Annotated in this window: 23 protein-coding genes and 2 pseudogenes; 17 read left to right on the top strand and 8 right to left on the bottom strand. The window is 54.6% G+C overall.

The features are described from left to right. Positions 1 to 41: 41 nt before the first annotated feature. Genes yidC through rpmH form a run of 4 tightly spaced genes read right to left on the bottom strand, consistent with a single transcriptional unit; the run spans position 42 to position 2,426 of the window. Positions 42 to 1,688 (bottom strand): membrane protein insertase YidC, encoded by a 1,647-nt coding sequence (yidC, locus tag HA45_RS14470; RefSeq protein WP_100701609.1) that lies wholly within the window; start codon positions 1,686 to 1,688, stop codon positions 42 to 44. Between the two features lie 2 nt (positions 1,689 to 1,690). Then, a complete protein-coding gene (yidD, locus tag HA45_RS14465) occupies positions 1,691 to 1,948 on the bottom strand; it encodes a membrane protein insertion efficiency factor YidD (RefSeq protein WP_071668252.1) in 258 nt (85 codons plus the stop codon). Continuing rightward, positions 1,912 to 2,271: a ribonuclease P protein component gene (gene rnpA, locus HA45_RS14460; RefSeq protein ID WP_034830013.1), complete on the bottom strand. Its 360-nt coding sequence runs from the start codon at positions 2,269 to 2,271 to the stop codon at positions 1,912 to 1,914. Before rnpA ends, yidD begins: the two co-directional genes overlap by 37 nt. A 14-nt stretch (positions 2,272 to 2,285) precedes the next feature. Beyond that, positions 2,286 to 2,426: a 50S ribosomal protein L34 gene (rpmH, locus tag HA45_RS14455; protein WP_003849659.1), complete on the bottom strand. Its 141-nt coding sequence runs from the start codon at positions 2,424 to 2,426 to the stop codon at positions 2,286 to 2,288. 601 nt (positions 2,427 to 3,027) lie between these two features. On the opposite strand from rpmH, the gene dnaA reads away from it, so the two are divergent. The 15 genes and pseudogenes from dnaA to HA45_RS14380 all read left to right on the top strand — a co-directional run bounded on the left by dnaA (position 3,028) and on the right by HA45_RS14380 (position 20,926). Continuing rightward, entirely contained in the window at positions 3,028 to 4,431 is a 1,404-nt protein-coding gene (gene dnaA / locus HA45_RS14450; protein ID WP_100701607.1) for a chromosomal replication initiator protein DnaA, read from the top strand. A gap of 5 nt (positions 4,432 to 4,436) precedes the next feature. Continuing rightward, on the top strand, positions 4,437 to 5,537 hold the full coding sequence (gene dnaN / locus HA45_RS14445) for a DNA polymerase III subunit beta (protein ID WP_100701606.1): 1,101 nt from the start codon (positions 4,437 to 4,439) through the stop codon (positions 5,535 to 5,537). Positions 5,538 to 5,716: 179 nt separating this feature from the next. Beyond that, positions 5,717 to 6,802, top strand: a complete 1,086-nt coding sequence (recF, locus tag HA45_RS14440) for a DNA replication/repair protein RecF (RefSeq protein ID WP_100701605.1) — start codon at positions 5,717 to 5,719, stop codon at positions 6,800 to 6,802. Between the two features lie 17 nt (positions 6,803 to 6,819). Continuing rightward, complete coding sequence (gyrB, locus tag HA45_RS14435) at positions 6,820 to 9,228, top strand: DNA topoisomerase (ATP-hydrolyzing) subunit B (protein WP_100701604.1); 2,409 nt, start codon at positions 6,820 to 6,822, stop codon at positions 9,226 to 9,228. Positions 9,229 to 9,428: 200 nt separating this feature from the next. After that, the gene (locus HA45_RS14430; RefSeq protein ID WP_100701603.1) at positions 9,429 to 10,625 is read left to right on the top strand and encodes a PfkB family carbohydrate kinase; all 1,197 of its coding nucleotides are present in this window, start codon (positions 9,429 to 9,431) and stop codon (positions 10,623 to 10,625) included. A 44-nt stretch (positions 10,626 to 10,669) separates the two neighbouring features. Further along, positions 10,670 to 11,592 (top strand): annotated as a pseudogene (locus HA45_RS14425) (dihydrodipicolinate synthase family protein). Positions 11,593 to 11,664: 72 nt separating this feature from the next. Then, positions 11,665 to 12,159, top strand: a complete 495-nt coding sequence (locus HA45_RS14420) for a NanQ anomerase/TabA/YiaL family protein (protein WP_100701601.1) — start codon at positions 11,665 to 11,667, stop codon at positions 12,157 to 12,159. Next, positions 12,156 to 13,445: an MFS transporter gene (locus HA45_RS14415; protein ID WP_100701600.1), complete on the top strand. Its 1,290-nt coding sequence runs from the start codon at positions 12,156 to 12,158 to the stop codon at positions 13,443 to 13,445. The genes HA45_RS14420 and HA45_RS14415 overlap by 4 nt, the downstream gene beginning before the upstream one ends. Positions 13,446 to 13,533: 88 nt before the next feature. Then, the gene (yidA, locus tag HA45_RS14410) at positions 13,534 to 14,343 is read left to right on the top strand and encodes a sugar-phosphatase (protein WP_100701599.1); all 810 of its coding nucleotides are present in this window, start codon (positions 13,534 to 13,536) and stop codon (positions 14,341 to 14,343) included. Between the two features lie 277 nt (positions 14,344 to 14,620). Beyond that, positions 14,621 to 15,319, top strand: a complete 699-nt coding sequence (locus tag HA45_RS14405; protein ID WP_100701598.1) for a FadR/GntR family transcriptional regulator — start codon at positions 14,621 to 14,623, stop codon at positions 15,317 to 15,319. Then, entirely contained in the window at positions 15,316 to 16,191 is an 876-nt protein-coding gene (locus tag HA45_RS14400; protein WP_100701597.1) for a 2-dehydro-3-deoxygalactonokinase, read from the top strand. Before HA45_RS14405 ends, HA45_RS14400 begins: the two co-directional genes overlap by 4 nt. After that, positions 16,175 to 16,792 (top strand): 2-dehydro-3-deoxy-6-phosphogalactonate aldolase, encoded by a 618-nt coding sequence (locus HA45_RS14395; RefSeq protein WP_100701596.1) that lies wholly within the window; start codon positions 16,175 to 16,177, stop codon positions 16,790 to 16,792. The genes HA45_RS14400 and HA45_RS14395 overlap by 17 nt, the downstream gene beginning before the upstream one ends. Next, positions 16,789 to 17,937 (top strand): galactonate dehydratase, encoded by a 1,149-nt coding sequence (gene dgoD, locus HA45_RS14390; RefSeq protein WP_084932873.1) that lies wholly within the window; start codon positions 16,789 to 16,791, stop codon positions 17,935 to 17,937. The genes HA45_RS14395 and dgoD overlap by 4 nt, the downstream gene beginning before the upstream one ends. A gap of 275 nt (positions 17,938 to 18,212) precedes the next feature. Then, on the top strand, positions 18,213 to 19,505 hold the full coding sequence (locus HA45_RS14385) for an MFS transporter (RefSeq protein WP_100701595.1): 1,293 nt from the start codon (positions 18,213 to 18,215) through the stop codon (positions 19,503 to 19,505). A gap of 158 nt (positions 19,506 to 19,663) precedes the next feature. Next, the gene (locus HA45_RS14380) at positions 19,664 to 20,926 is read left to right on the top strand and encodes a YidR family protein (RefSeq protein WP_100701594.1); all 1,263 of its coding nucleotides are present in this window, start codon (positions 19,664 to 19,666) and stop codon (positions 20,924 to 20,926) included. Here HA45_RS14380 and HA45_RS14375 read toward each other — a convergent pair. Then, the gene (locus HA45_RS14375; protein ID WP_100701593.1) at positions 20,904 to 21,251 is read right to left on the bottom strand and encodes a YceK/YidQ family lipoprotein; all 348 of its coding nucleotides are present in this window, start codon (positions 21,249 to 21,251) and stop codon (positions 20,904 to 20,906) included. The two genes, HA45_RS14380 and HA45_RS14375, sit on opposite strands and share 23 nt — an antisense overlap. Here HA45_RS14375 and HA45_RS27440 point away from each other — a divergent pair. Continuing rightward, positions 21,172 to 21,399: a hypothetical protein gene (locus HA45_RS27440; protein ID WP_162288450.1), complete on the top strand. Its 228-nt coding sequence runs from the start codon at positions 21,172 to 21,174 to the stop codon at positions 21,397 to 21,399. The two genes, HA45_RS14375 and HA45_RS27440, sit on opposite strands and share 80 nt — an antisense overlap. A 128-nt stretch (positions 21,400 to 21,527) precedes the next feature. Continuing rightward, positions 21,528 to 21,944: a small heat shock chaperone IbpA gene (ibpA, locus tag HA45_RS14370; RefSeq protein ID WP_100701655.1), complete on the top strand. Its 417-nt coding sequence runs from the start codon at positions 21,528 to 21,530 to the stop codon at positions 21,942 to 21,944. 57 nt (positions 21,945 to 22,001) lie between these two features. On the opposite strand, the pseudogene HA45_RS14365 reads toward ibpA, so the two are convergent. The 3 genes and pseudogenes from HA45_RS14365 to HA45_RS14355 form a co-directional block, all read right to left on the bottom strand. Beyond that, positions 22,002 to 22,906 (bottom strand): annotated as a pseudogene (locus tag HA45_RS14365) (EamA family transporter). Positions 22,907 to 22,929: 23 nt separating this feature from the next. After that, the gene (locus HA45_RS14360) at positions 22,930 to 23,430 is read right to left on the bottom strand and encodes a YbaK/EbsC family protein (RefSeq protein ID WP_100701591.1); all 501 of its coding nucleotides are present in this window, start codon (positions 23,428 to 23,430) and stop codon (positions 22,930 to 22,932) included. 26 nt (positions 23,431 to 23,456) lie between these two features. Beyond that, on the bottom strand, positions 23,457 to 24,257 hold the full coding sequence (locus HA45_RS14355; protein WP_100701590.1) for a 2OG-Fe(II)-dependent halogenase WelO5 family protein: 801 nt from the start codon (positions 24,255 to 24,257) through the stop codon (positions 23,457 to 23,459).

Below are 24,257 nucleotides of genomic sequence, written 5' to 3'. Positions count from 1 at the left end.
GCCGCCCCTTGAGTATACGCTGCTGCTGTTGCAGTCAGACGTTACGCTTTCTTCTTGTCGCGGCTGTGCAGACCACGTTTTTCCAGGCCGCGATAAATCAGCTGCTGCTGGAGGATGGTCACCAGGTTACTGACGATGTAGTACAGCACCAGACCGGCAGGGAACCACAGGAAGAACACGGTAAAGATAACCGGCATGTAGGTCATGATCTTCTGCTGCATCGGATCGGTCACGGTGGTCGGTGACATCTTCTGGATGAAGAACATGGTGATACCCATGATAACCGGCAGGATGTAGTACGGGTCCTGCGCGGACAGGTCATGAATCCACAGAATGAACGGCGCATGACGCAGCTCAATCGAACCTGACAGCATGTAGTACAAGGCCAGGAAGATTGGCATCTGGATAACCAGCGGCAAGCAACCACCCAACGGGTTCACTTTCTCTGCTTTATACAGCGCCATCATTTCCTGGCTCTGTTTCTGCTTGTCATCGCCCAGACGTTCACGCATCGCCTGAATTTTCGGCTGCAGCATACGCATCTTCGCCATGGAGGTGTACTGCGCTTTGGTCAGCGGGTACATGATTCCACGAACGATGAAGGTGATAACGATGATAGAGAAGCCCCAGTTACCGATAAAGCTGTGCAGGAACTTCAGCAGCTTAAACAGTGGCTGAGAGATGAACCACAACCAACCGTAATCCACGGTCAGGTCCAGGTGTGGCGCGATAGCGGCCATTTTGTCCTGGATTTCTGGCCCTAACCACAGGGTTGCGCCGAGGTCTTGCTGTGCGCCTGCTGCTACGGTCACCGGTGAAGATTTATAACCGATTGCCGCAATGCCGTTGCCGAGGTTGCTGGTATACAGGGTGTTGTTACCCTGAGTACGCGGTACCCACGCCGTAGCGAAGTACTGCTGCAGCATCGCCACCCAACCATTGCTGGTGGTTGCGTTCAGGTTCTCGTTATCCGCGATGGTATCGAATTTGTATTTTTCGTATTTCGCTTCGCTGGTCGAGTACGCTGCGCCACGGAAAGTGTGCAGAGCAAAGTTATTGCTGCCGGTGTCACGGTGTTTCGGCAGATCAATCGTCTGCTTCAACTGACCAAACATCGACACTTCCAGCGGCTGCTGTGAGGCGTTATTGATGTTGTAGTCAACGTTAACCGCGAAGTCACCACGCTTGAACACGAAGGTCTTGGTGTAAACCACACCTTTTTCATCGGTCCAGGTCAGCGGCACGCGCAGCTCGGTCTGGCCATCGGCCATCTCGAAGTGATCTTGTGCAGTGGTGAACAGTGGACGTGCGCCATTGTTCGGGTTGTCCGGACCATTACGACCGGTTAAGCCACTCTGCGCCTGATAAATGAAGGCAGGTGTGGTTTCCAGCAGCTGGAACGGTGCATCTGAACCCAGTTTGTCCGGGTAAGTCAGCAGCTGTGCCTGCTCAATATCGCCACCGCGCGTATTGATGCTGAGTGACAGGACATCAGTCTTAACGGTGATCGTTTGGCCCTGACCGCTAGCCGGGACGCCGGTAGTGGCGGCATCACCCGCTGCGCTGCTTGTGTTTTGCGTGGTCTGAGTCTGCTGTGGCTGCGGAGCGTGGTCCGTCTGCCAGGCTTGCCAGATCATAAAAGACACGAACAGAAAAGCGATGAGAAAGAGATTGCGTTGCGAATCCATCGTTAATGTTCTCTGGTATCAAAGGTTTTTGGCGGCACAGGATCGTCACCACCCGGGTTCAAAGGGTGGCATTTTAATACGCGTTTAATCGTCAACCAACTACCTTTTATAACGCCAAAGCGACGTAAGGCCTCAATCCCATACTGCGAGCAGGTGGGATGGAACCGACAATGAGGTCCAAGCAGTGGGCTGATGGCGCGTTGATAAACGCGTATCAGGGCAATCAGGAGCCGCGAGCCAGGCGACAGTGACGACGCCATAGTTTCTCCAACGCTTCCGTTAACGCACGGTTATCGAGGTCAGCAATCCCTTTTTTCGCCACGATGACAAAATCCATCGCAGGCAGCTCGTGTTGGCGCAGACGAAAGCTTTCGCGGGTCAATCGCTTGATCCGGTTGCGTTCATGGGCGCGTTTCACATGCTTTTTAGCGACGGTAAGACCGATGCGGGGATGCCCCAGCGAATTAAGTCGGCCGAGGATGGTGATTTGCGGCGTACCGGCTCTTTGTGGCTGCTGGAAGACGAAAGTGAAATGAGTGGGAGTTAACAAACGTAACTCCCTGGGAAATGCGAGCTTAACCACGAGGGTTAGCTTTATTACTTAGAAACGGTCAGACGAGAACGGCCTTTAGCACGACGACGTGCCAGAACCTGACGACCATTTTTTGTTGCCATACGAGCACGGAAACCGTGTGAACGGTTGCGCTTCAGTACGGACGGTTGAAAAGTGCGTTTCATGGCGATTTCTACCTAAACTTGAAAATTTTCACTGGGTGACGCGTTTTCGGGCCAGTAAATCGACCGACGCCTCAATGTGTCTTTAATAAAGAGGCGGGATTGTAATAATTGTACAGTCCAGAGTCAATTTACTTCGCAGTTCGCGGCACCTGGAAACCCAGATACAGCCCGCTGATTCCGGGCATTAAGGCTTCACGCTACAATGCCGGGTGGGGAATTATACGGGCTACAGGGTAAAGCGCAAGGATCGCGCAAGATCTTCTTGCGATCAATTTGCAGATTTATTGCGCGGAAACGAGAGGCGACCAGAAAAATTGCCTCTTTCAGCGAGATCCCCGCTCGCTTTTTCTACAGAAAGCGTAAACTCATTAGCGCCTCAGCAGCCTGTGGATAAATTGGATCAAAACTGTGTAGAAAGGGAAGATCTCTGTGCCGCTTTGCGCTATGATCCGCCCTTCCGCTGACGATCCTCACAGAGATCGCCGGGGATGACTACCGCGAACAGCGGTCGCAGGCGCTTTCTGACCGCCTGTGTCAAAAAAGACAGTTTCTATTATTAGCGCCTGAAATTCTTATCGATTTTGTACGAGTGGAGTCCGCCGTGTCACTTACGCTTTGGCAACAGTGTCTTGCCCGTTTGCAGGATGAGCTTCCTGCCACCGAATTCAGCATGTGGATTCGTCCGCTGCAGGCTGAATTAAACGACAATACGCTGACCTTGTATGCACCAAATCGGTTTGTGCTTGACTGGGTTCGGGATAAATATCTCAACAGTATCAATGGGCTGCTGAATGAATTCTGCGGCGCGAATGTGCCGTTGCTGCGTTTTGAAGTGGGCACGCGCCCGGCCGCGCAAATGGCGGCCTCACAGCCGGCCATGGCCAGTAGCGTGAGTGCACCTGCACGCGTTGAAAACCGTCCGGCTCCCGCGCAAATATTGCGTCCCAGCTGGGATTCGGTGCCGGCACCTGCAGATGTAACCTACCGCTCTAATGTGAATAACCGTCATAACTTCGATAACTTCGTCGAAGGTAAATCTAACCAGCTGGCGCGCGCGGCGGCACGTCAGGTGGCGGATAATCCTGGCGGCGCTTACAACCCTCTCTTCCTTTATGGCGGGACCGGTTTAGGTAAAACTCACCTGTTACATGCGGTGGGGAATGGCATTATTGCGCGCAAGCCGAATGCCAAAGTGGTTTACATGCACTCCGAACGTTTTGTGCAAGACATGGTAAAAGCGCTGCAGAACAATGCGATTGAAGAATTTAAGCGTTATTACCGTTCCGTCGATGCCTTGTTGATCGATGACATTCAGTTCTTTGCCAACAAAGAGCGTTCGCAGGAAGAGTTTTTCCATACCTTTAATGCCTTGCTGGAAGGTAATCAGCAGATCATTTTGACCTCGGATCGTTATCCAAAAGAGATCAACGGCGTAGAAGATCGCCTGAAATCGCGCTTTGGCTGGGGTTTAACCGTCGCGATCGAGCCGCCTGAGCTGGAAACGCGTGTCGCGATCCTGATGAAGAAAGCGGATGAAAACGATATTCGTCTGCCGGGTGAAGTGGCCTTCTTTATTGCCAAGCGTCTGCGCTCCAACGTGCGTGAGCTGGAAGGGGCACTGAACCGCGTTATCGCCAACGCCAACTTTACAGGGCGCGCGATTACCATCGATTTCGTGCGCGAAGCGCTGCGCGATCTGCTGGCGTTGCAGGAAAAACTGGTCACCATCGATAACATCCAGAAAACAGTGGCAGAGTACTACAAAATTAAAGTAGCGGATTTGCTGTCGAAACGCCGTTCGCGCTCGGTGGCTCGTCCGCGCCAGATGGCGATGGCGATGGCGAAAGAGCTAACCAACCATAGCCTGCCTGAAATTGGCGATGCGTTTGGTGGCCGCGACCATACCACTGTGCTCCATGCCTGCCGTAAAATTGAGCAGTTGCGTGAAGAGAGCCACGACATCAAAGAAGATTTCTCTAACCTCATTCGAACCTTATCTTCCTGACGCATATGAAATTTATTGTAGAACGTGAGCAGTTGCTGAAACCACTGCAACAGGTTAGCGGCCCGCTTGGTGGACGCCCGACCTTACCGATCCTCGGAAATTTACTGTTGCAGGTGAGTGAAGGCGTATTGCGTCTGACCGGCACCGATTTAGAAATGGAGATGGTGGCCCGCGTTGCGCTGACGCAGCCTCATGAACCGGGTGCGACGACCGTACCGGCGCGTAAATTCCTCGATATTTGTCGCGGTTTGCCTGAAGGGGCTGAAATCAATCTGGCGCTGGAAGGCGACAGAATGCTGGTGCGTTCTGGTCGTAGCCGTTTTTCATTATCGACGCTGCCTGCCACTGACTTCCCTAATCTGGATGACTGGCAGAGCGAGGTGGAGTTCACCTTGCCACAGGCGACGTTGAAACGTCTGATCGAAGCGACCCAGTTTTCCATGGCGCATCAGGATGTGCGTTACTACCTCAACGGCATGCTGTTTGAAACCGAAGGTGAAGAGCTGCGCACCGTGGCCACCGATGGTCATCGTCTGGCGGTCTGCTCTATGCCGATTGGTCAGGCATTGCCAAACCATTCGGTGATCGTGCCGCGTAAAGGTGTGATTGAGCTGGTACGCTTGCTCGACGGTGGTGAAACCCCGCTGCAGGTGCAAATTGGTAGCAGCAATATTCGCGCGCACGTTGGCGACTTCATCTTCACTTCGAAGCTGGTTGATGGCCGTTTCCCTGATTATCGCCGCGTATTGCCGAAGAATCCGGATAAAGCGCTGGAAGCAGGTTGCGATCTGTTAAAGCAGGCGTTTGCCCGCGCTGCCATCCTCTCTAACGAGAAATTCCGCGGCGTTCGTATCTATATCACCGAGAATCAGCTCAAGATCACCGCTAATAACCCTGAACAGGAAGAAGCGGAAGAGATGCTCGATGTGTCGTACAGCGGCACCGAGCTGGAGATTGGTTTCAACGTCAGTTACGTGCTGGATGTGCTGAATGCGTTGAAGTGCGAGAACGTGCGTTTGCTGCTGACCGATTCAGTTTCGAGTGTGCAGATTGAAGATGTAGCGAGCCCAGCCGCGGCCTACGTCGTGATGCCAATGCGCTTGTGATGGTCTAGCGGGCTAACTTACTCGCTATTTTGCACCCGGGCAGTGCTCGTCCCTGGTCACATACTTCAGTATGCTCCCAGGGCCTGCGCGCTGGCCGTGCGCAAACTAGCTTCGCCGTTTACGCCCTCGATTGCAGGGTTAGGTGAAAACCACTTCTTAATCTGCAGCTGGATTCGTTCATGGCTTTAACCCGCCTCCTGATTAAAGATTTCCGTAATATCGAGCAGGCCGATCTCACGCTGGCACCGGGCTTCAATTTCCTTGTGGGCGCTAACGGCAGCGGTAAAACCAGTGTGCTGGAGGCGATTTATACCCTCGGCCACGGTCGTGCATTTCGCAGTTTGCAAGCTGGACGCGTTATCCGCCATGATCAGGACGCTTTTGTCCTGCACGGCCGAATTGATGGTGCTGAACGGGAATTGTCCGTTGGGCTGACCAAAAACCGCGCGGGCGACAGCAAAGTACGCATTGACGGCAGTGATGGTCATAAAGTGGCTGAGCTGGCGCAATTGCTGCCGATGCAGTTGATCACGCCGGAAGGTTTTACGTTGCTCAACGGCGGTCCCAAATATCGTCGAGCCTATGTCGATTGGGGCTGTTTTCATTCCGCACCCGGCTTCTTCAATGCGTGGAATAATCTGCGCCGCCTGATGAAACAGCGCAATGCCGCGTTACGCCAGGTATCGCGCTACAGCCAGATCCGCCCATGGGATCAAGAACTGGTGCCACTGGCCGAACAGATCAGCCAGTGGCGCGCAGACTACAGTGCGGCGATTTCCAAAGAGATCATCGCCACCTGTGGCCAATTTTTACCAGAGTTTGAGCTGTCGTTTTCATTCCAGCGCGGCTGGGATAAAGAGAGCGACTACGCCGAACTGCTGGAACGCAATTTTGAGCGCGATCGCGCGCTCACCTACACCGCCAGCGGCCCGCACAAAGCGGATTTTCGCATTCGTGCAGAAGGCACGCCGGTGGAAGATTTACTCTCACGCGGTCAATTAAAGCTGCTGATGTGTGCACTGCGTTTAGCGCAGGGCGAGTATCTGACACTCAGCAGTGGACGTCGTTGTTTGTACCTGATTGATGACTTCGCTTCGGAGCTGGATGACACCCGTCGTCGGCTGCTTGCCGAGCGCCTGAAAGCCACGCAGGCTCAGGTATTTGTCAGTGCCATTGGTGTCGAACATGTAATCGACATGAGTGACGAAAAGGGCAAGATGTTCCGCGTGGAACAGGGTAAAATAGCGGTTCAACCTGAAGATTAAATGAGCGAGAAACGTTGATGTCGAATTCTTATGACTCCTCAAGTATCAAAGTTCTTAAAGGGCTTGATGCGGTACGCAAACGCCCGGGTATGTATATCGGCGATACGGATGACGGCACCGGTCTGCATCACATGGTATTCGAGGTCGTGGATAACGCAATCGACGAAGCGCTCGCGGGTCACTGTAGTGACATTATGGTCACTATTCATGCCGATAATTCTGTTTCAGTTCAAGATGATGGCCGTGGTATTCCGACCGGCATTCACCCGGAAGAGGGTGTTTCTGCAGCGGAAGTGATCATGACCGTGCTGCACGCTGGCGGTAAGTTCGACGATAACTCGTATAAAGTTTCTGGTGGTCTGCACGGCGTTGGCGTTTCAGTGGTAAACGCCCTGTCGCAGAAACTGGAGCTGACGATTCGTCGTGAAGGCAAAGTGCACCAGCAGGTTTATCAGCACGGCGTGCCACAGGCACCGTTGGCGGTCTCCGGCGATACCGAAGCCACCGGGACTCGCGTGCGCTTCTGGCCGAGCTACGAAACCTTCACTAACGTGATTGAGTTTGAGTACGATATCCTGGCAAAACGCCTGCGTGAACTGTCGTTCCTGAACTCTGGCGTCTCCATCCGTCTGGAAGACAAGCGTGATGGCAAGGCTGACCACTTCCATTATGAAGGTGGCATCAAGGCGTTTGTTGAGTACCTCAACAAAAACAAAACCCCCATTCACCCAACCGTATTCTATTTCTCTACTGAGAAAGACGGCATCGGCGTGGAAGTGGCGCTGCAGTGGAACGATGGTTTCCAGGAAAACATCTACTGCTTCACCAACAACATTCCACAGCGCGATGGTGGTACCCATCTGGCCGGTTTCCGTGCGGCAATGACGCGTACGATGAATGCCTACATGGATAAAGAAGGCTACAGCAAAAAAGCCAAAATCAGCGCAACGGGTGATGATGCGCGTGAAGGCCTGATTGCCGTGGTCTCGGTGAAAGTGCCGGATCCGAAGTTCTCCTCACAGACCAAAGACAAGCTGGTCTCTTCTGAGGTGAAATCCGCGGTTGAGCAGCAGATGAACGAACTGCTGAGCGAATACCTGCTGGAAAACCCATCAGACGCCAAAATCGTAGTCGGTAAAATTATCGATGCGGCCCGTGCGCGTGAAGCGGCTCGTCGTGCTCGTGAAATGACGCGTCGTAAAGGCGCACTGGATTTGGCTGGCCTGCCGGGCAAACTGGCAGATTGCCAGGAACGTGACCCTGCTCTGTCTGAAATCTACTTAGTGGAAGGGGACTCAGCGGGCGGCTCTGCCAAGCAGGGACGTAACCGTAAGAATCAGGCGATTCTGCCACTGAAAGGTAAAATCCTGAACGTGGAGAAAGCGCGTTTCGACAAGATGCTCGCTTCGCAGGAAGTCGCCACCCTGATTACCGCACTTGGTTGTGGTATTGGTCGTGACGAATACAACCCGGATAAACTGCGTTATCACAGCATCATCATCATGACCGATGCGGACGTCGATGGCTCGCACATCCGTACGCTGCTGTTGACCTTCTTCTACCGTCAGATGCCGGAAATTGTGGAACGTGGCCATGTCTATATTGCTCAGCCGCCTCTGTATAAAGTGAAGAAAGGCAAGCAAGAACAGTACATTAAAGATGACGAAGCGATGGATCAGTATCAGATCGCTATCGCATTGGATGGTGCAACGCTGCACACCAACGCCAGCGCACCGGCGCTTGGCGGCCAGCCGCTGGAAAATCTGGTGGGCGATTTCAACAGCACCCAGCGCATGATCAAGCGTATGGAACGTCGTTTCCCAACGGCAATGCTGCGTGGCCTGATTTATCATCCAACCCTGAGCGACCTCGCTGATGAAGGCGTGGTGAAGGGCTGGATTGAGGGCTTAGTCGCTTACCTGACCGAGCGCGAAGCGCACGGCAGCAGCTACATGGCGCACGTGCGCACTAACAGCGAACTGAACCTGTTCGAACCAGTTCTGCGTGTGCGTACGCACGGTGTCGATACCGACTATCCGATGGACAGCGAGTTCATCGATGGACCGGAATACCGCAAAATCTGTGGTTTGGGCGAGCAGCTGCGCGGCCTGATCGAAGAAGATGCGTATATCGAACGTGGCGAGCGTCGTCAGCCAGTGGCCAGCTTCGAGCAGGCGATTGAGTGGCTGGTGAAAGAGTCGCGCCGTGGTCTGTCAGTCCAGCGCTATAAAGGTCTGGGCGAGATGAACCCAGAGCAGCTGTGGGAAACCACCATGGATCCAGACAGTCGTCGCATGCTGCGCGTCACCATCAAAGATGCCATCGCTGCTGACCAGCTGTTCACCACGCTGATGGGCGATGCGGTAGAACCGCGCCGCGCCTTCATCGAAGAGAACGCGCTGAAAGCCGCTAACATCGATATCTGATGTACCCTATCAACCCTTCCCAGCCGGGAAGGGTTTTTTTATGCCTCATATTTTGTTATCCGCCCGACAATCTTCTTTTTCCTTGAAAAACATCTGCATTCGCTTTTGTTTGCTTCCGTTTTTTCCCGAGTGCTGAGATCCGCATCACTTTCATAAACAGTCGTCTCCCTTACGCTTGCGGGCGAAGCGGAGGAAAGCACATGTTTTTGGAAGAACGACGTAGCCAAATTTTGCATTGGCTGGATGAGCACGAACGGGTCACGGTCAATGGGCTGGCAAGCCAACTAGGCGTGACAAGAGAAACCATTCGTACCGATCTTAGTGCGCTGGCCCAACAGGGCTTGGTGCAGCGTTGCTATGGTGGAGCGATTGCGTTGCGTCGCAATCTGCAGGAAAAACTCATTAGTGAAAGCGGTAACTTTGAAGTGTTACTGCAACGTCTGCAATCCCGTAAAGGGGCGTTGAAGTCATCTGGTAAGCAAGGGAAAGTCTGCATTCTTGGTGCCTTTAACGTCGATATTGTCGCTAAAGTGGCGCAATTTCCGCAAAGCGGTGAATCGCTGATGGCCTTAGGGAGTACGTTAGGCCCGGGCGGTAAAGGCGCAAATCAGGCGATGGCAGCCAGTTGTGCAGGTACGCGCGTCCATTTTGTGGCCAAAGTCGGTAACGATCAATTCAGCCAGTTCGCATTCGATCATCTCTCCGCCTCCGATATTCACTCCTTTCGTCTTTATCAGACCGATACCGAACCCACGGGCAGCGCCATCATTTATGTCTCGCAAGAAAATGGCGAGAACATGATTGCTATCTACTCGGGCGCCAACAAAACCATCACAGATGAAGAGATTGCCGAACTCACACACGAATTAACCGATGCGGATGTGATGTTACTGCAGTTGGAAAACAATTTTGAAGCCACCCGCAGCGCTATCCGCCTCGCACACACCATGGGCGTGCGCGTCATTATGAACCCCGCGCCGTTTTCCCCTGATGTGGTGAGTTGTCTGCCAATGATCGATGTGCTCACGCCAAACGAAACAGAGGCTTCGCGCCTTTCTGGCATTGAAATCCATGATGTCACCAGCGCGCGTGCCGCTGCCCAAGCCATTGTCGCGCTGGGAGCCCGAAGGGTGATCATCACCATGGGGTCGTGCGGTGCCCTGCTGCTTGATAACCAACAATTTCACCATATTCCAGCATTTCCTGCGCTCAGTGTGGATACCACGGGCGCCGGTGATGCATTCAACGGTGCGCTGGCGGCGGCACTCGCTCAGGGTCAGAGCTTGTTGCACGCGGCGACCTGGGCATCTGCCTTTGCTTCACTGGCTGTTGAGCGAGAGGGGGCAAGCAACATGCCCGATCGCCAACAGGTGATGACACGACTTCAACAACGATAAACCAGATAAATAATTACAGCGGCTATTCGCCGGCAGGAGAGATGATGAAAAAGATCGAAGGCATTGTACCGGTCATGCTGACCCCGTTTACCTCTGATAATCAGATAGATTATTCCGGTCTGGAGAAGTTAATCCGCTGGTATTTGCAAGAGGGCGTTGATGCACTGTTCGCGGTGTGTCAGTCAAGCGAGATGCAATATCTCAGCCTTGAGGAGCGTGTGAATTTGGCTCGCTTCGTGGTGGAAAAAGTGAAGGGTCAAGTGCCTGTTATCGCCTCTGGGCACATCAGCGATGATCTGACAGAACAAACCAAAGAACTGCAGGCAATGGCTACGACCGGGATTGATGCGTTGGTATTGGTGACCAACCATCTCGATCCAAAAAATCAGGGCAGTGAAACATTCTATACCCATCTCAACCATTTGTTGGAAGCCTTACCCGCTGACATGCCATTGGGGCTTTATGAGTGCCCGGCGCCGTATCGTCGACTGTTGAGTGATGAAGAGTTCAGCTTCTGTGCAAACAGCGGCCGTTTTGTGGTGCTGAAAGATGTGAGCTGCGATCTGCCAACTGTTGAGCGACGCGTCAAGCTGGCCGCAGGCACGCCACTTGCCATCATCAATGCCAACGCAGCGATTGCCTGGCCGGCGATACAGGCGGGATCCAAAGGCTTCAGCGGTGTATTCACTAACTTCCATCCGGGCCTGTATCACTGGCTGTATCACCACGCGCACAGCAGCCGGAAAAAGCCCACGAACTGTCGCTGTTCCTCTCGCTCAGCGCCGTGACTGAAACGCTCGGCTATCCAAAAAACGCCAAGATTTACCATCAGCGCCTGGGCACGTTCGCCAGTGAGCACTGCCGCGTAAACAAAGACAACGTGTTGGAAAAATTTTGGGGGTTGGGCGTACTGCTCGATCAAATCCATGATGGCAGCGCGTTGTGGCAGGCACGTGTAGCCAAATAAAACCTCTTAGGGAGGATGTTTATCCTCCCGCTGTACCTGAACCCTCTAACGATAACGACACGGGAAAACATCATGATTGTATGCGATCGACTTGACTGGACGCGCGAGCGCCACGCTTTTCATCCCATAGTTGACCAGGCTATTCGCTGGATTGCAGATACCGATTTCAGCCAGCTGGAAGCAGGGAAGTATGATTTGCTGCCCAATAACCAAATGTTCTGTCTGGTGCAGGAAATGGAGACAGAGCCGGCGAGTGACCGTCGTGCGGAATCGCACTTTAACTATGTCGATATTCAGTATCTGCTCGCCGGGCGTGAAAGTATCGGCGTAGCGCGTGCGCATCCGCAGCATGTCATTACTGAAGATCTGCGTAGCGAACGAGATGTGGTGTTTTATCACGACACCATCGATGAATCGATGATCACCCTAACGGCAGGCCAGTTCGCGCTGTTTTTCCCGCACGATGTGCATCGTCCATGCTGCGCCGCGCCAGACGTGCAGCGTATCCGCAAAGCGGTGATTAAAATTCATCTCGACTTGTTTACTGCTCCGCAGGAGGCGTCATGAAACCCTCTGCGCATACCTTGTCCGATGCGACCATTACCCAGCCGACAGCCTTAGGTAAACTGCGCTGGGGCATTGTGCTCCTGCTGCTGCTGGCGGCGGTGGTGAACTATCTTGATCGCGCCAACCTCAGTATCGCCAACACCACCATTGCCGCTGAATTTGGTTTCTCACAAACTGAAATGGGCTTATTACTCTCCGCGTTTCTCTGGCCTTATGCTCTGGCGAATTTACCCGCTGGCTGGCTGGTGGATAAGTTTGGCCCAAGGAAAATGTTCTCGTGGGCACTCGGCTTATGGTCCACCTTTACGGTGCTGGCGGCATTTGTGAACAGCTACAGCTTTTTCTACGGTTTACGCATGATGCTAGGCGTCGCTGAATCGCCGTTTTTCACCTCGGGGATCAAGATCACCCATCGCTGGTTCGGCGATAACGAACGCGGCTTACCCACCGCGATCATCAATACCGGTTCGCAAATCGCCAACGCCATCGCCCCGCCGATTCTGACCGTGCTTCTGCTGACGTTAGGCTGGCGTGGCATGTTTGTCGCCATTGGTTTAATGGGCATTCCGTTGCTACTGGCGTGGTGGAAGTTTTATCGTGATCCAGATGCGCGTGAAGATGCATTGCTGCACGCTGGTCAGCGCAGTGTCGCTGCACCAGAAGAGAAGGCGCAGGCCAGTTGGGGCGCACTGTTCCGCCATAGCACCACGTGGTTTATGGTGATCGGTAACTTCTCCATTATGTTCACCATTTGGGTTTATCTGACCTGGCTGCCGGGTTATTTAGAGAAATCCCTTGGTTTCAGTCTGAAAGCCACCGGTTGGATCGCCTCCATTCCGTTCTTCGCCGGGATTTTGGGTGTTCTGGTGGGCGGCATGATGTCGGATCGTTTAGTGCGTCGCGGTGTGCGGGCCATCACCGCGCGTAAAGTTCCGATTGTGACCGGCGCGGCATTAGCCGCCTGCTTCGTGGCACCGATCCCTTTTGTGGATAGCACGCCGTTGGCGATCGCGCTCCTCGCCATGGGCTACTTCTTCTCACAGATGCCACAAGGGGCACTTTGGACGCTGGCCAGTGACATTGCACCAAAGTCTCAGGTTGCTTCACTGGGTGCGATTCAGAACTTTGGTGGCTTCCTCGGCGCAGCAATGGCACCCATCGTCACGGGCATCATCCTCGATACTACCGGCAAATTTACCAACGTATTCTTGCTGGGTGCGGGGTTGTTGATGCTGGGGGCGCTGAGCTATGGCTTGTTTGTCCGTAAGCCGCTGACCGCAAAATAGCCTGAAGTGCCGTCGTTTGTCGATTAACTGGTCAATGTGAGCTGAATCGCGCTAGCATTAAACAAACTCTGACTTAACCGAGGATGTTATGGCGATAAAATTGATTGCGATCGATATGGACGGCACGCTGCTCAACCCGCAGCACGAAGTGACGGCGGCGGTGAAATCGGCGATTGGTCGCGCGCGCGACAAAGGGGTCTCCATCGTGCTGGCGACCGGTCGTCCATTGGTCGGCATTGAGCGCTATCTGATGGAACTCGATATGCAGCAGCCCGGTCAGTACTGCATCAGTAACAACGGTGCCTTGGTGCATAGCGCGGCTAACGGTGATGTGGTGGCGGAAAAAACGCTGAGCTTTGATGACTATCTCTATCTGGAACAGCTGGCGCGCGACCTCGGCGTGCATTTCCAGGCGTTCGACAAATCCTTTCTCTACACGCCAAACAAAGACATCAGCGAATACACCATTCACGAAGCCAGCCTGACCGGCATTCCGGTGCGCTACCGCGCGGTGCAAGAGATGGACCCGGCCACACGCTTCCCGAAACTGATGATGATCGACAAGCCACATCTGCTGGATAAAGCGATTGCCGGTTTACCTGCGCGCGCCCGTGATAGCTACACCATCTTGAAGAGCGCGCCGTACTATCTCGAAATCCTCAACCCACTGGTCAACAAAGGCTACGGCGTGAAAATGCTGGCGGACAAACTTGGCCTGCAGCAGTCGGAAGTGATGGCGATTGGCGATCAGGAAAACGACCTGGCGATGATTGAGTATGCCGGAACCGGCGTGGCGATGGGCAATGCCATTGATTCAGTCAAGAATGTTGCGCAGTTCGTCACCAAAACCAACATGGAAGATGGCGTCGCGCATGCCATTGAAGAGTTAGTGCTGTAATCCTTTCGTTTGCGGGCAGCGCGCTGCTGCCCGCCTCTCTGAGTTCATCCTTTAAATGCTCATCGGTCGCCACAAAGGGCGACACTGCGAATGATCGTTCCGGTGTCCGTAAGGTGCGCATTCATGCGCATCCGAATTGTCTATTATGTGATCCAGATTGTAGTACAACTAACATGGTTAGTACTACAATCGGCGTCATGGCGTATGGTATCGGTTAGTTTTCACGTGTCGAAAACAGTAATCTGATGGGCTACTGCCTTTCAATGAATGGAACATCATGACGCAAGAACAATTAAGCAAAACCGAGCGCATCATCCTGACGCTGGGTGAAGAAATTGTCGCAGGGAAGTATGTGCCGGGCGCCGCGCTGCCTGCTGAAGCCGAGTTGTGTGAGCGCTTCAGCACCTCACGCAACATCATCCGCGAAGTGTTTCGCTCGTTGATGGCAAAACGGCTGATGGAGATGAAGCGCTATCGCGGTGCGTTTGTTACCCCGCGCAATCAGTGGAATTACCTCGATAGTGATGTCCTGCAGTGGGCGCTGGCGCACGATCAGGATCCCAGATTGATTGCAGCCATGAGTGAAGTGCGCGTGCTGGTGGAACCACAAATTGCACGCTGGTCGGCGGAACGCGCGACCTCAACCGATCTGGCGGCGATTGAGCAGGCTTACAACGACATGGTTGCCCATCATCTCGATCGGGAAGCCTTTAACGAGGCCGATATTCGCTACCACGAAGCGGTACTGGCCTCGGTGCACAATCCGGTGCTGCAACAGCTCAATGTAGCGATCAGTCAGTTGCAGAAAGCGGTGTTTACCAAAACCTACATGGCGGATTCCGGCAACATGCCGCGCACTTTAGCCGAACACAAAGCGCTATTTGATGCCATCCGACATCAGGATGGTGATGCGGCAGAGCAGGCGGCCAAAGCGATGATCGCCAGCTCAACCGCCCGACTCAAGGAGATTATGTGACCAGCTATATCGCGATTGACTGGGGCTCAACCAATCTGCGTGCCTGGCATTATCAGCAGGGCAATTGCGTTGATGAGCGCCGGTCAGAAGCGGGCGTCACGCGTCTGGGTGGACGCACACCCGCTGAAGTTTTTGCCAGTGTGACTGACGGCTGGCCAGTGAATGACGTGCCGGTGGTGATGGCGGGGATGGTCGGCAGCAACGCGGGCTGGCTCTCGGTGCCTTATCTGTCTTGCCCGGTATCACTGGACCAACTCAGCAGCCGCTTGACGCGCGTTGATGAAAAAGCGTGGATCGTGCCGGGATTGAGCGTCGAACGTGCTGATAACTACAACGTGATGCGTGGAGAAGAGACACAACTGCTCGGCGCGCTGGCATTACAGCCATCACCGCAATATGTGATGCCCGGCACGCATGCCAAATGGGTTCAGGTTGAAGGCCATCAGGTAATAGATTTTCGCACCGTGATGACCGGCGAACTGCATCATCTGTTGCTGAAACAGTCACTAATCGGTGCCGGATTGCCGGAGCAGGAAGAGAGTCCCGCCGCTTTCCGTGAAGGTTTAACGGTCGGCAGTCACGACGCATCGATCCTTTCCCGGCTGTTCGAAGTGCGTGCTTCTCATGTGTTGGGCGCGCGCGATCGCCGCCATATCAGCGATTTTCTATCCGGCCTTTTGATTGGCCATGAAGTGGCGCTGATGACGCAACACGCGGATCGCAGCCAACCGATCATCATTATCGCCGGGAACGCGCTGGCGCAACGCTATCAGCAGGCGCTGCAGTTTATCGGTGTGGATTCAGTCACTTTGGAAGGCGATCGTGCGTTCCAGCATGGAATAAGGAGTATTGCAGATGACCTGGCAAACTAAATTACCGCTGATCGCCATCTTACGCGGCATCACGCCAGACGAGGCAGAAGCGCACGTGGGCGCGCTGATTGAAGCGGGATTCGACGCCATCGAGATTCCGCTCAATTCACCGGATTGGGCCAAGAGCATTGGCGCGATGGTGCAAACGTTCGGCGATAAAGCCCTGATCGGTGCGGGTACCGTGCTGAACCCGGCGCAAGTCGATGAACTGGCCACGCTCAACAGCAAGCTGGTGGTGACGCCGAACACCGATGCGGCAGTGATTCGCCAGGCGGTGGCTAAAGGCATGACGGTTGCGGCCGGTTGCGCCACCGCCACTGAAGCGTTTACTGCACTGCAGGCGGGCGCGCAGGCACTGAAAATCTTTCCGTCATCCGCGTTTGGTCCGGGCTATATCAAAGCCCTGAAAGCCGTGCTGCCACCGGAAGTGCCGGTGTTTGCGGTGGGCGGAATCACGCCGGAAAACTTGCATGAATTTATGGCCGCAGGCTGCATTGGCGCGGGTTTGGGCAGCGATCTCTATCGCGCTGGTCAGCCGCTATCGCGCACTGTGGAGAAAGCTCGCGCATTTATTGCTGCTTATAAGGACGCTGTACGATGAAAATTACCAAACTGACCACTTATCGCCTGCCGCCGCGCTGGATGTTCCTGAAAATCGAAACTGACGAAGGCATTGTCGGCTGGGGCGAGCCGGTGATTGAAGGCCGCGCGCGCAGCGTAGAAGCGGCCGTGCATGAACTGTCGGAATATCTGATTGGCCAGGATCCGGCCCGCATCAACGATTTATGGCAGGTGATGTATCGCGGCGGATTCTATCGCGGCGGCCCAATTTTGATGAGCGCCATCGCCGGTATCGATCAGGCATTGTGGGATATCAAAGGCAAAGCGCTCGGTGTGCCGGTGTATCAACTGCTTGGTGGTCTGGTGCGTGACAGCATCAAGGCTTACAGCTGGGTGGGCGGCGATCGTCCGGAAGAAGTGGTCGATGGCATCAAGAAACTGCGCAAGATTGGCTTCGACACTTTTAAGCTGAATGGCTGTGAAGAGATGGGCATCATCGATAATGCGCGCAAAGTGGATGCGGCAGTGAACACCGTGGCACAGATTCGCGAAGCCTTTGGCAAAGAGATTGAGTTCGGCCTCGATTTCCACGGTCGCGTCAGTGCGCCAATGGCGAAAGTCCTGATCAAAGAACTGGAGCCTTATCGTCCGCTGTTTATTGAAGAACCGGTACTGGCGGAGCAGGCGGAATACTATCCGCGTCTGGCGGCACAAACCCATATTCCGATTGCGGCAGGCGAGCGCATGTTCTCGCGCTTCGAGTTCAAACGCGTGCTTGAAGCAGGTGGCCTGGCGATTCTGCAGCCGGATCTGTCACATGCTGGCGGTATCACCGAGTGCTACAAAATTGCCGCAATGGCCGAATCTTACGATGTGGCGCTGGCACCGCACTGTCCGCTCGGCCCGATTGCTTTGGCTGCCTGCCTGCACGTTGACTTCGTGTCACGCAACGCGGTGTTCCAGGAGCAGAGCATGGGCATTCACTATAATCAGGGTGCTGAACTGCTGGATTACGTCATCAATAAAGATGATTTCAAAATGGATGATGGTCACTTCTATCCGTTGAATAAACCGGGCCTCGGCGTGGAAATTAACGAAGAACTGGTGATTGAAAGAAGTAAAAATGCACCGGACTGGCGCAATCCATTGTGGCGTTTCCCTGACGGATCGGTCGCTGAATGGTAATACCCGTCATCCTTTAAGCTGCAGATGCGTTAGTTGTGCTCATTCACTCCAGTCACTGACTTGAGCAAGCTCCTGGGGATTCATTCCCTTGCCGCCTTAATGCACCTGGAATTATTTAGGGTATAAGAATTTATAAAATTTTTTAGATAAACATATGCCGGTGAAATAAGGCATAGGGCCTCGCTCAGCCTTTTTCCGGCACACACACTTTACCGCCCGGGCGGTTTTTATATTCGAAAACGTTGTCCCTACACGACCCTTTACGGAGAAACACCATGGATCTCTCTGCTGTTCAGGCCAAACCGACACGGCGTCGTTATATTACGCTGCTGATGATCTTTATTACGGTAGTGATTTGCTACGTCGATCGCGCCAATTTAGCGGTGGCGTCTGCCCATATTCAGGAAGAGTTCGGTATCAGCAAAGCGGAGATGGGATATGTCTTTTCCGCCTTTGCCTGGCTATATACGCTGTGCCAGATTCCTGGTGGCTGGTTCCTTGATCGCGTCGGCTCGCGCCTGACCTATTTTATTGCCATCTTCGGCTGGTCGGTTGCCACATTATTCCAGGGCTTTGCCACAGGATTACTCTCGCTGATTGGTCTGCGTGCCATCACTGGCATCTTTGAAGCCCCGGCGTTCCCGACCAACAATCGCCTGGTGACCAGTTGGTTCCCGGAGAGCGAACGTGCTTCTGCGGTTGGGTTTTACACTTCCGGCCAATTTGTCGGACTCGCGTTCCTCACGCCACTGCTGATCTGGATTCAGGAACTGTTGAGCTGGCACTGGGTGTTCATCATCACCGGTGCTATCGGTATCATCTGGTCGCTGGTGTGGATCAAGTTCTATCAGGCGCCGAACCAGAGCAAAGGCATTAATCAGGCAGAGCTGGACTACATCCGTGAAGGTGGCGCGATGGTGGAGGGTGATGCGCCCGCCGCGAAAAAAACGCGTACCAAACTCACTGCGGCCGACTGGAAACTGGTGTTCCATCGCAAGCTGTGCGGCGTGTATCTCGGTCAGTTTGCGGTGACCTCTACGCTGTGGTTTTTCCTGACCTGGTTCCCTAACTACCTGACGCAGGAAAAGCATATTTCCGCGCTGACGGCGGGCTTTATGACTACTGTGCCGTTCCTCGCCGCCTTTGTCGGGGTGATCCTGTCCGGTATCGTGGCGGATCGCCTGGTGCGCAGCGGTCGTTCGCTGGGTTTTGCCCGTAAAACCCCGATTATTTGCGGATTGCTAATTTCCACCTGCATCATGGGTGCCAATTACACTAACGATCCGGTGTGGATTATGACGCTGATGGCCATCGCCTTCTTCGGCAACGGTTTCGCCTCAATCACCTGGTCACTGGTGTCATCGCTGGCTCCGGTTCGCCTGATTGGTTTAACCGGTGGGATGTTCAACTTTATCGGTGGTTTGGGTGGCATCACTGTTCCGCTGGTGGTGGGCTATCTGGCGCAGGATTACGGCTTTGCCCCAGCGCTGGTGTATATCTCTGCTGTGGCGTTGGTCGGGGCGTTATCGTATATCTTGCTGGTTGGGGATGTGAAGCGGGTTGGGTGATGGATATCGCGCGATAAATCACGCCGCTACAACGTCCTGCGATGCGTAGCGGCGCAATTTATTGCGCGATCTGTTCGCAAATTATTGCGCCACGCCTGCTGCACCTCACCTCATAATCGCGTAGTTTGTTCGGCAACAGTTGGATGTAAGGTTGCCTCATGTCAGAAAAACAGCTCACCTTTGCACAGCGTCAGCATCAGCTTACCAATATCAACGTCTGGACCGCGGACAGCCAATGGCTGGCGTTTGATGTGCGTCCATCCGGTGCCTCTTTTACCAGTCTCACCATTGAACGCGTCAATATTGCGAGCGGCGCGGTCGAGGTGCTGTATCAGGCGCGCGATGGCGCTCATGTCGGCGTGGTCACCGTCAGCCCGGATCTGCCGCCGCGCTACGTGTGTATTCACGGTCCGGAGCATCCGGATGCGCATTGGCACTACGATTTCCATCATCGTCGTGGCGTGATCGTGCAGCAGGGTAACGCGGAAAATCTCGATGCTTGTGACATCACCGCGCCCTACACGCCGGGCGCATTACGCGGCGGCTCACATGTCCACGTCTTCAGCCCGGATGGATCGCGCCTGAGCTTTACCTACAACGATCATGTGATGCATGAAAAGGATGCGCGTGAGGATCTGCGTAATGTCGGCGTGGCCGTGCCGCTGCATCCGGTGTGTCCGCCAAAACAGCATCCTCGGGAATATGAGGGTAGCCATTACTGCGTGCTGGTGAGCCAGACGCAACGTGATCCGCAGGCGGGCAGCGATCAGATTGACCGCGCTTATGAAGAGGGCTGGATTGGCGAGCGTGGATATCAAAAACCTGACGGCAGCTGGCAGCGCTGGGCGCTGGCCTTTATCGGTGATACGCGTAACGCCAATGGCGATAAAGTGCCGGAAGTGTTTGTGGTGGATTTGCCTGAGGCGCTGAGTGATTACGCCAAACCTGGCGCATCGCCGTTGCAGGGTACGGCGGATAAACTGCCTGCGCCGCCTGCCGGCGTACAGCAACGCCGCATCACGCAAAGCAAAGGCGTCGCGTTGCAGCCACGCCACTGGTTGCGCGCGTCACCGGACGGCAGCGCTATCGCGTTCCTGATGGCAGACGATCAAGAGGTGGTGCAACTGTGGAGTGTGTCGCCAAATGGCGGTATTCCGCGTCAGATCACCCATCTCAACAGCAGTATTCAATCGGCATTCAGCTGGCAGCCATCAGGCGAAGCCATCGCCTTTATCTGCGATAACCGCGTGATGCGCTGTGACGTGGAGACAGGGAAATGCACACGACTCACCCGGCGCAGCGAACAGCCACCATCAGGTGATGCGGTGGTCTGGTCGCCGGACGGCAAACACATCGCTTATATGCGAGACGTTGAGGGCTGGCGTCAGCTGTTCTGCGTCAGTGCGACGTCGCAGGCATAGCCGCTGCTGTTGCCAGGCTGGCGTCGGTGCCAGACATTTTTTCGCTTTGCAGTACCCGTTCACGTGCAGAATCGTGGTCGGAGCGGAAGTAATCCCATGGCAATAACACCGTATCCATCACCGCCGAAAACGGTAAATCGATGACTGCCAGCGGTTTAATCACCCAGCTGGTATTGTCGTCGGCGATCAAATCCGCGCTGGCACGGGTGCCAGGATAATAACCCTGACTGGCGCCGGTGTGAGACATGACGCTGGAGCAACCTGAGGTAGTCAACACGCCGCAGACCAGCAGGCCTGTGAGCGGAAAGCTTTTCATCATTTTCATTTCATCATCCCTTCAGCCATCACGTCTGGCTGGAGTGTGTCTCCTGCTGCAGCAAAGCTCTGTGGCGATGTCGTGCGATGCAGGCGAAGAATTCCTGAGTGTATGCTATTTCGTCAAAATTGCTGCAAAAAATACCTACTGCCCTTGAAAGCGAAGCTGCCGCACCCATTTTTAGGTAACGGTCGCACGGCTGTCGCCGATAGGGACAAGCGTGGGCCGCACAACCTGTCCATGGTGGAAGGTTGCCAAAACTTGCTGATTTTCAGGAGTCTTTTTATGCGTAACTTTGATCTCACTCCGCTTTATCGTTCTGCTATTGGTTTCGACCGTCTGTTTAGTCTGCTTGAGTCCAACCAGAACCAGGCCAATGGTGGCTATCCTCCGTATAACGTTGAGCTGGTGGATGAAAACCACTATCGCATCACCATTGCCGTGGCGGGCTTTGCCCAGAGCGAGTTAGATATCACCTCACACGACAACGTGCTGGTTATTCGCGGCGCGCATCCGGAAGAGCAGCCGGAGCGTAAGTACCTGTATCAGGGTATCGCCGAGCGTAACTTCGAACGCAAATTCCAGCTGGCCGATCACATCGTGGTGCGCGATGCGCGTCTCGAACTGGGCCTGTTGAGCATCGATCTGGAGCGTATCGTTCCTGAAGAGGCGAAACCGCGTCGGATTGAAATCCTTAACTAAGGATGTTGTGTAGAGAAGTGAAACGCCGCAGAAATGCGGCGTTTTTGTTTCTGCGGATCAGGTGCGTACCCATAATCGCTGGCTGACCATGCCACCAAATACATTCACCAACAGACCAAGAATAATCACCGATGCGCCGATGATCTCCTGCGCAGATAAGGTTTCACCCAACACCAGCGACGCACTGAGAATGCCGACCACCGGCACCAACAGTGACAGCGGAGCCACGCGCCAGGTTTCATAGCGGCCGAGCAGATTGCCCCAAATGGCGTAGCGATAATGGTGGCGACAAAGGCGAGATAAATCAGCGCCAGCACCGTCTGCAACGAGATGTTCAGCAGGCTGGTGACGATCGCTGCTTCGCCATCGAACCACCATGAGCAGGCGAAAAACGGCACCACCGGCACCAGCGCACTCCATACCACCAGCGACATCACCGGCACCTTACGGTTGCGCAGAATGATCTTGTTGGTGATATTGCCCAAACCCCACGACAGCGCGGCCGCCAGCGTCAACATCATGGTGGTCAGCGTAATGCCCGCCGTGGTTTGGCCTTCCATGCCGGCGGTTGCCAGCATAAACATGCCGAGCGTGGCCACCAATATCCCGGCGATGTGATTCCAGCGCAGTTTCTCCGCCAGCAGCAACGCACCCAGCAGCAGGGTGAAAAACGCCTGAGCCTGTAATACCAGCGAGGCCAGACCCGCAGGCATGCCAAGCTTGATGGCGAGGAACAGGAAGGCGAACTGACCAAAGCTGATGGTCATGCCATACACGATTAGCCAGCGCAGAGGAATTTTCGGCCGCTTCACAAAGAAGATCGCCGGGAACGCCACCAGTGCAAAGCGCAATCCCGCCAGCAGAAAGGGCGGCATATCGTGCAGGCCCAGTTTGATCACCACGAAATTCACGCCCCACGCCACCACGACGCACAGGGCTAACATCATATCTTTTACTGACATACTCGTTCCTTACTGCAGCCGTTTCAGGCAGTTGCCGTCATCGGAGTGGCAATATCTGCACAGCAGTCATCGCCGACAACTCGAAAGAAATCATCCACATTCAGCGCCATTGAGCGCTCCAGCGCGCCGGCGTTAAACCATAACGTGCCGACATCACGCAGGCGTGCATCGACGCGCAGCGCCAATCGGTCATCAAAACTGAAGGGCGGCACCGCGCCCATCACGCACTGTGTCAGTTCCTGCGCTTTCTCCGGCGCAGCAAAGCTCGACTTCTTGCCGCCAATGGCGCGTGCGGCACTTTTGAAGTTGATCTTGCAGTCGCCCGGCACAATCGCCAGCAGATAGCGCGCCTCCGCGCCTTCCGGCATGGCGACTTCCAGCACCATCGCTTTGGCCGCCTGATTAAGATCGTTACCGCGAATGCCGCTGATCACATCGGTCTGACCGATGGCCTCATGCTCCACCACGCGATACTCGGCGCGGTGGTCATCCAGCAGGGCGATAATTTTTTCAAAGGTATTCATGTTCATCTCCTCGTCGAAGGCTGGCGTTAGCTCCAGGCAATGGCGTGCTTCATTTTTTTGTCGGTCAGGCCAAAGAAAAAGCCCATGGTGATGCGCGTGTCGCCTTCCACGCGATCGATTTCGTGATAAAAAGCGGGATTAAACAGATAGATATCGCCGCTGCGCGGGGAGAATTCACAGGCTTCGCTGTGATCGATGACGTCGGTCTGGTAACCCAACTCTCCCGGCGTTTTGAAGCGCTCATCCACCGGATGCCACTTCTTATTGAAGATGCGCAGTTCCCCGCCCGCGTTACACTCCTGCAAACACACCACGCAGCTGAGCTGATGCAGAATGTTGGTCACGGCCAGGCCGCTGCCCGCGGCATCGCGCACGATATTGTCGTTATGCAGCGGGTTAGCCACGCCGTTAGCATGGAAGCGCACAATCGAGCCGGCGTAATCACCCAGCGCGGGTTCACTGGCGGTTTGCAGGCTTTCCAGACGCAATGAGTGCTTCACCCAGTTATAAACCTGGTCACGCAGGCAGTGCAGCGACGGCGGCAGCGCAGGCTGGATGTCACGCAGTTCAGTGAAATAGTTTTCCGGCGCAGCGGTGTGCTTCGCCAGATAAGGGCCCAGCGTGGTGAGCGCACCATTCGGATAGCGCGACACGCGCACCTGCTCGCGGCACTGCTGCAAATCATCCACCACCGCTTCACGCACCTCGGGCGTCAGGAAATTGCGCAAGACCAGCAGCGGCACGCGCGCGGTGACGATGTCATCCAGCCATGCACTTTCGACAAACATATTTGGATTGATAACGCGTATCTGATTGAAAATAGCCAT

This window comes from Pantoea rodasii, assembly GCF_002095465.1.
Taxonomy (GTDB): domain Bacteria; phylum Pseudomonadota; class Gammaproteobacteria; order Enterobacterales; family Enterobacteriaceae; genus Pantoea; species Pantoea rodasii.
This window is presented reverse-complemented; position numbering and strand designations above follow the sequence as displayed.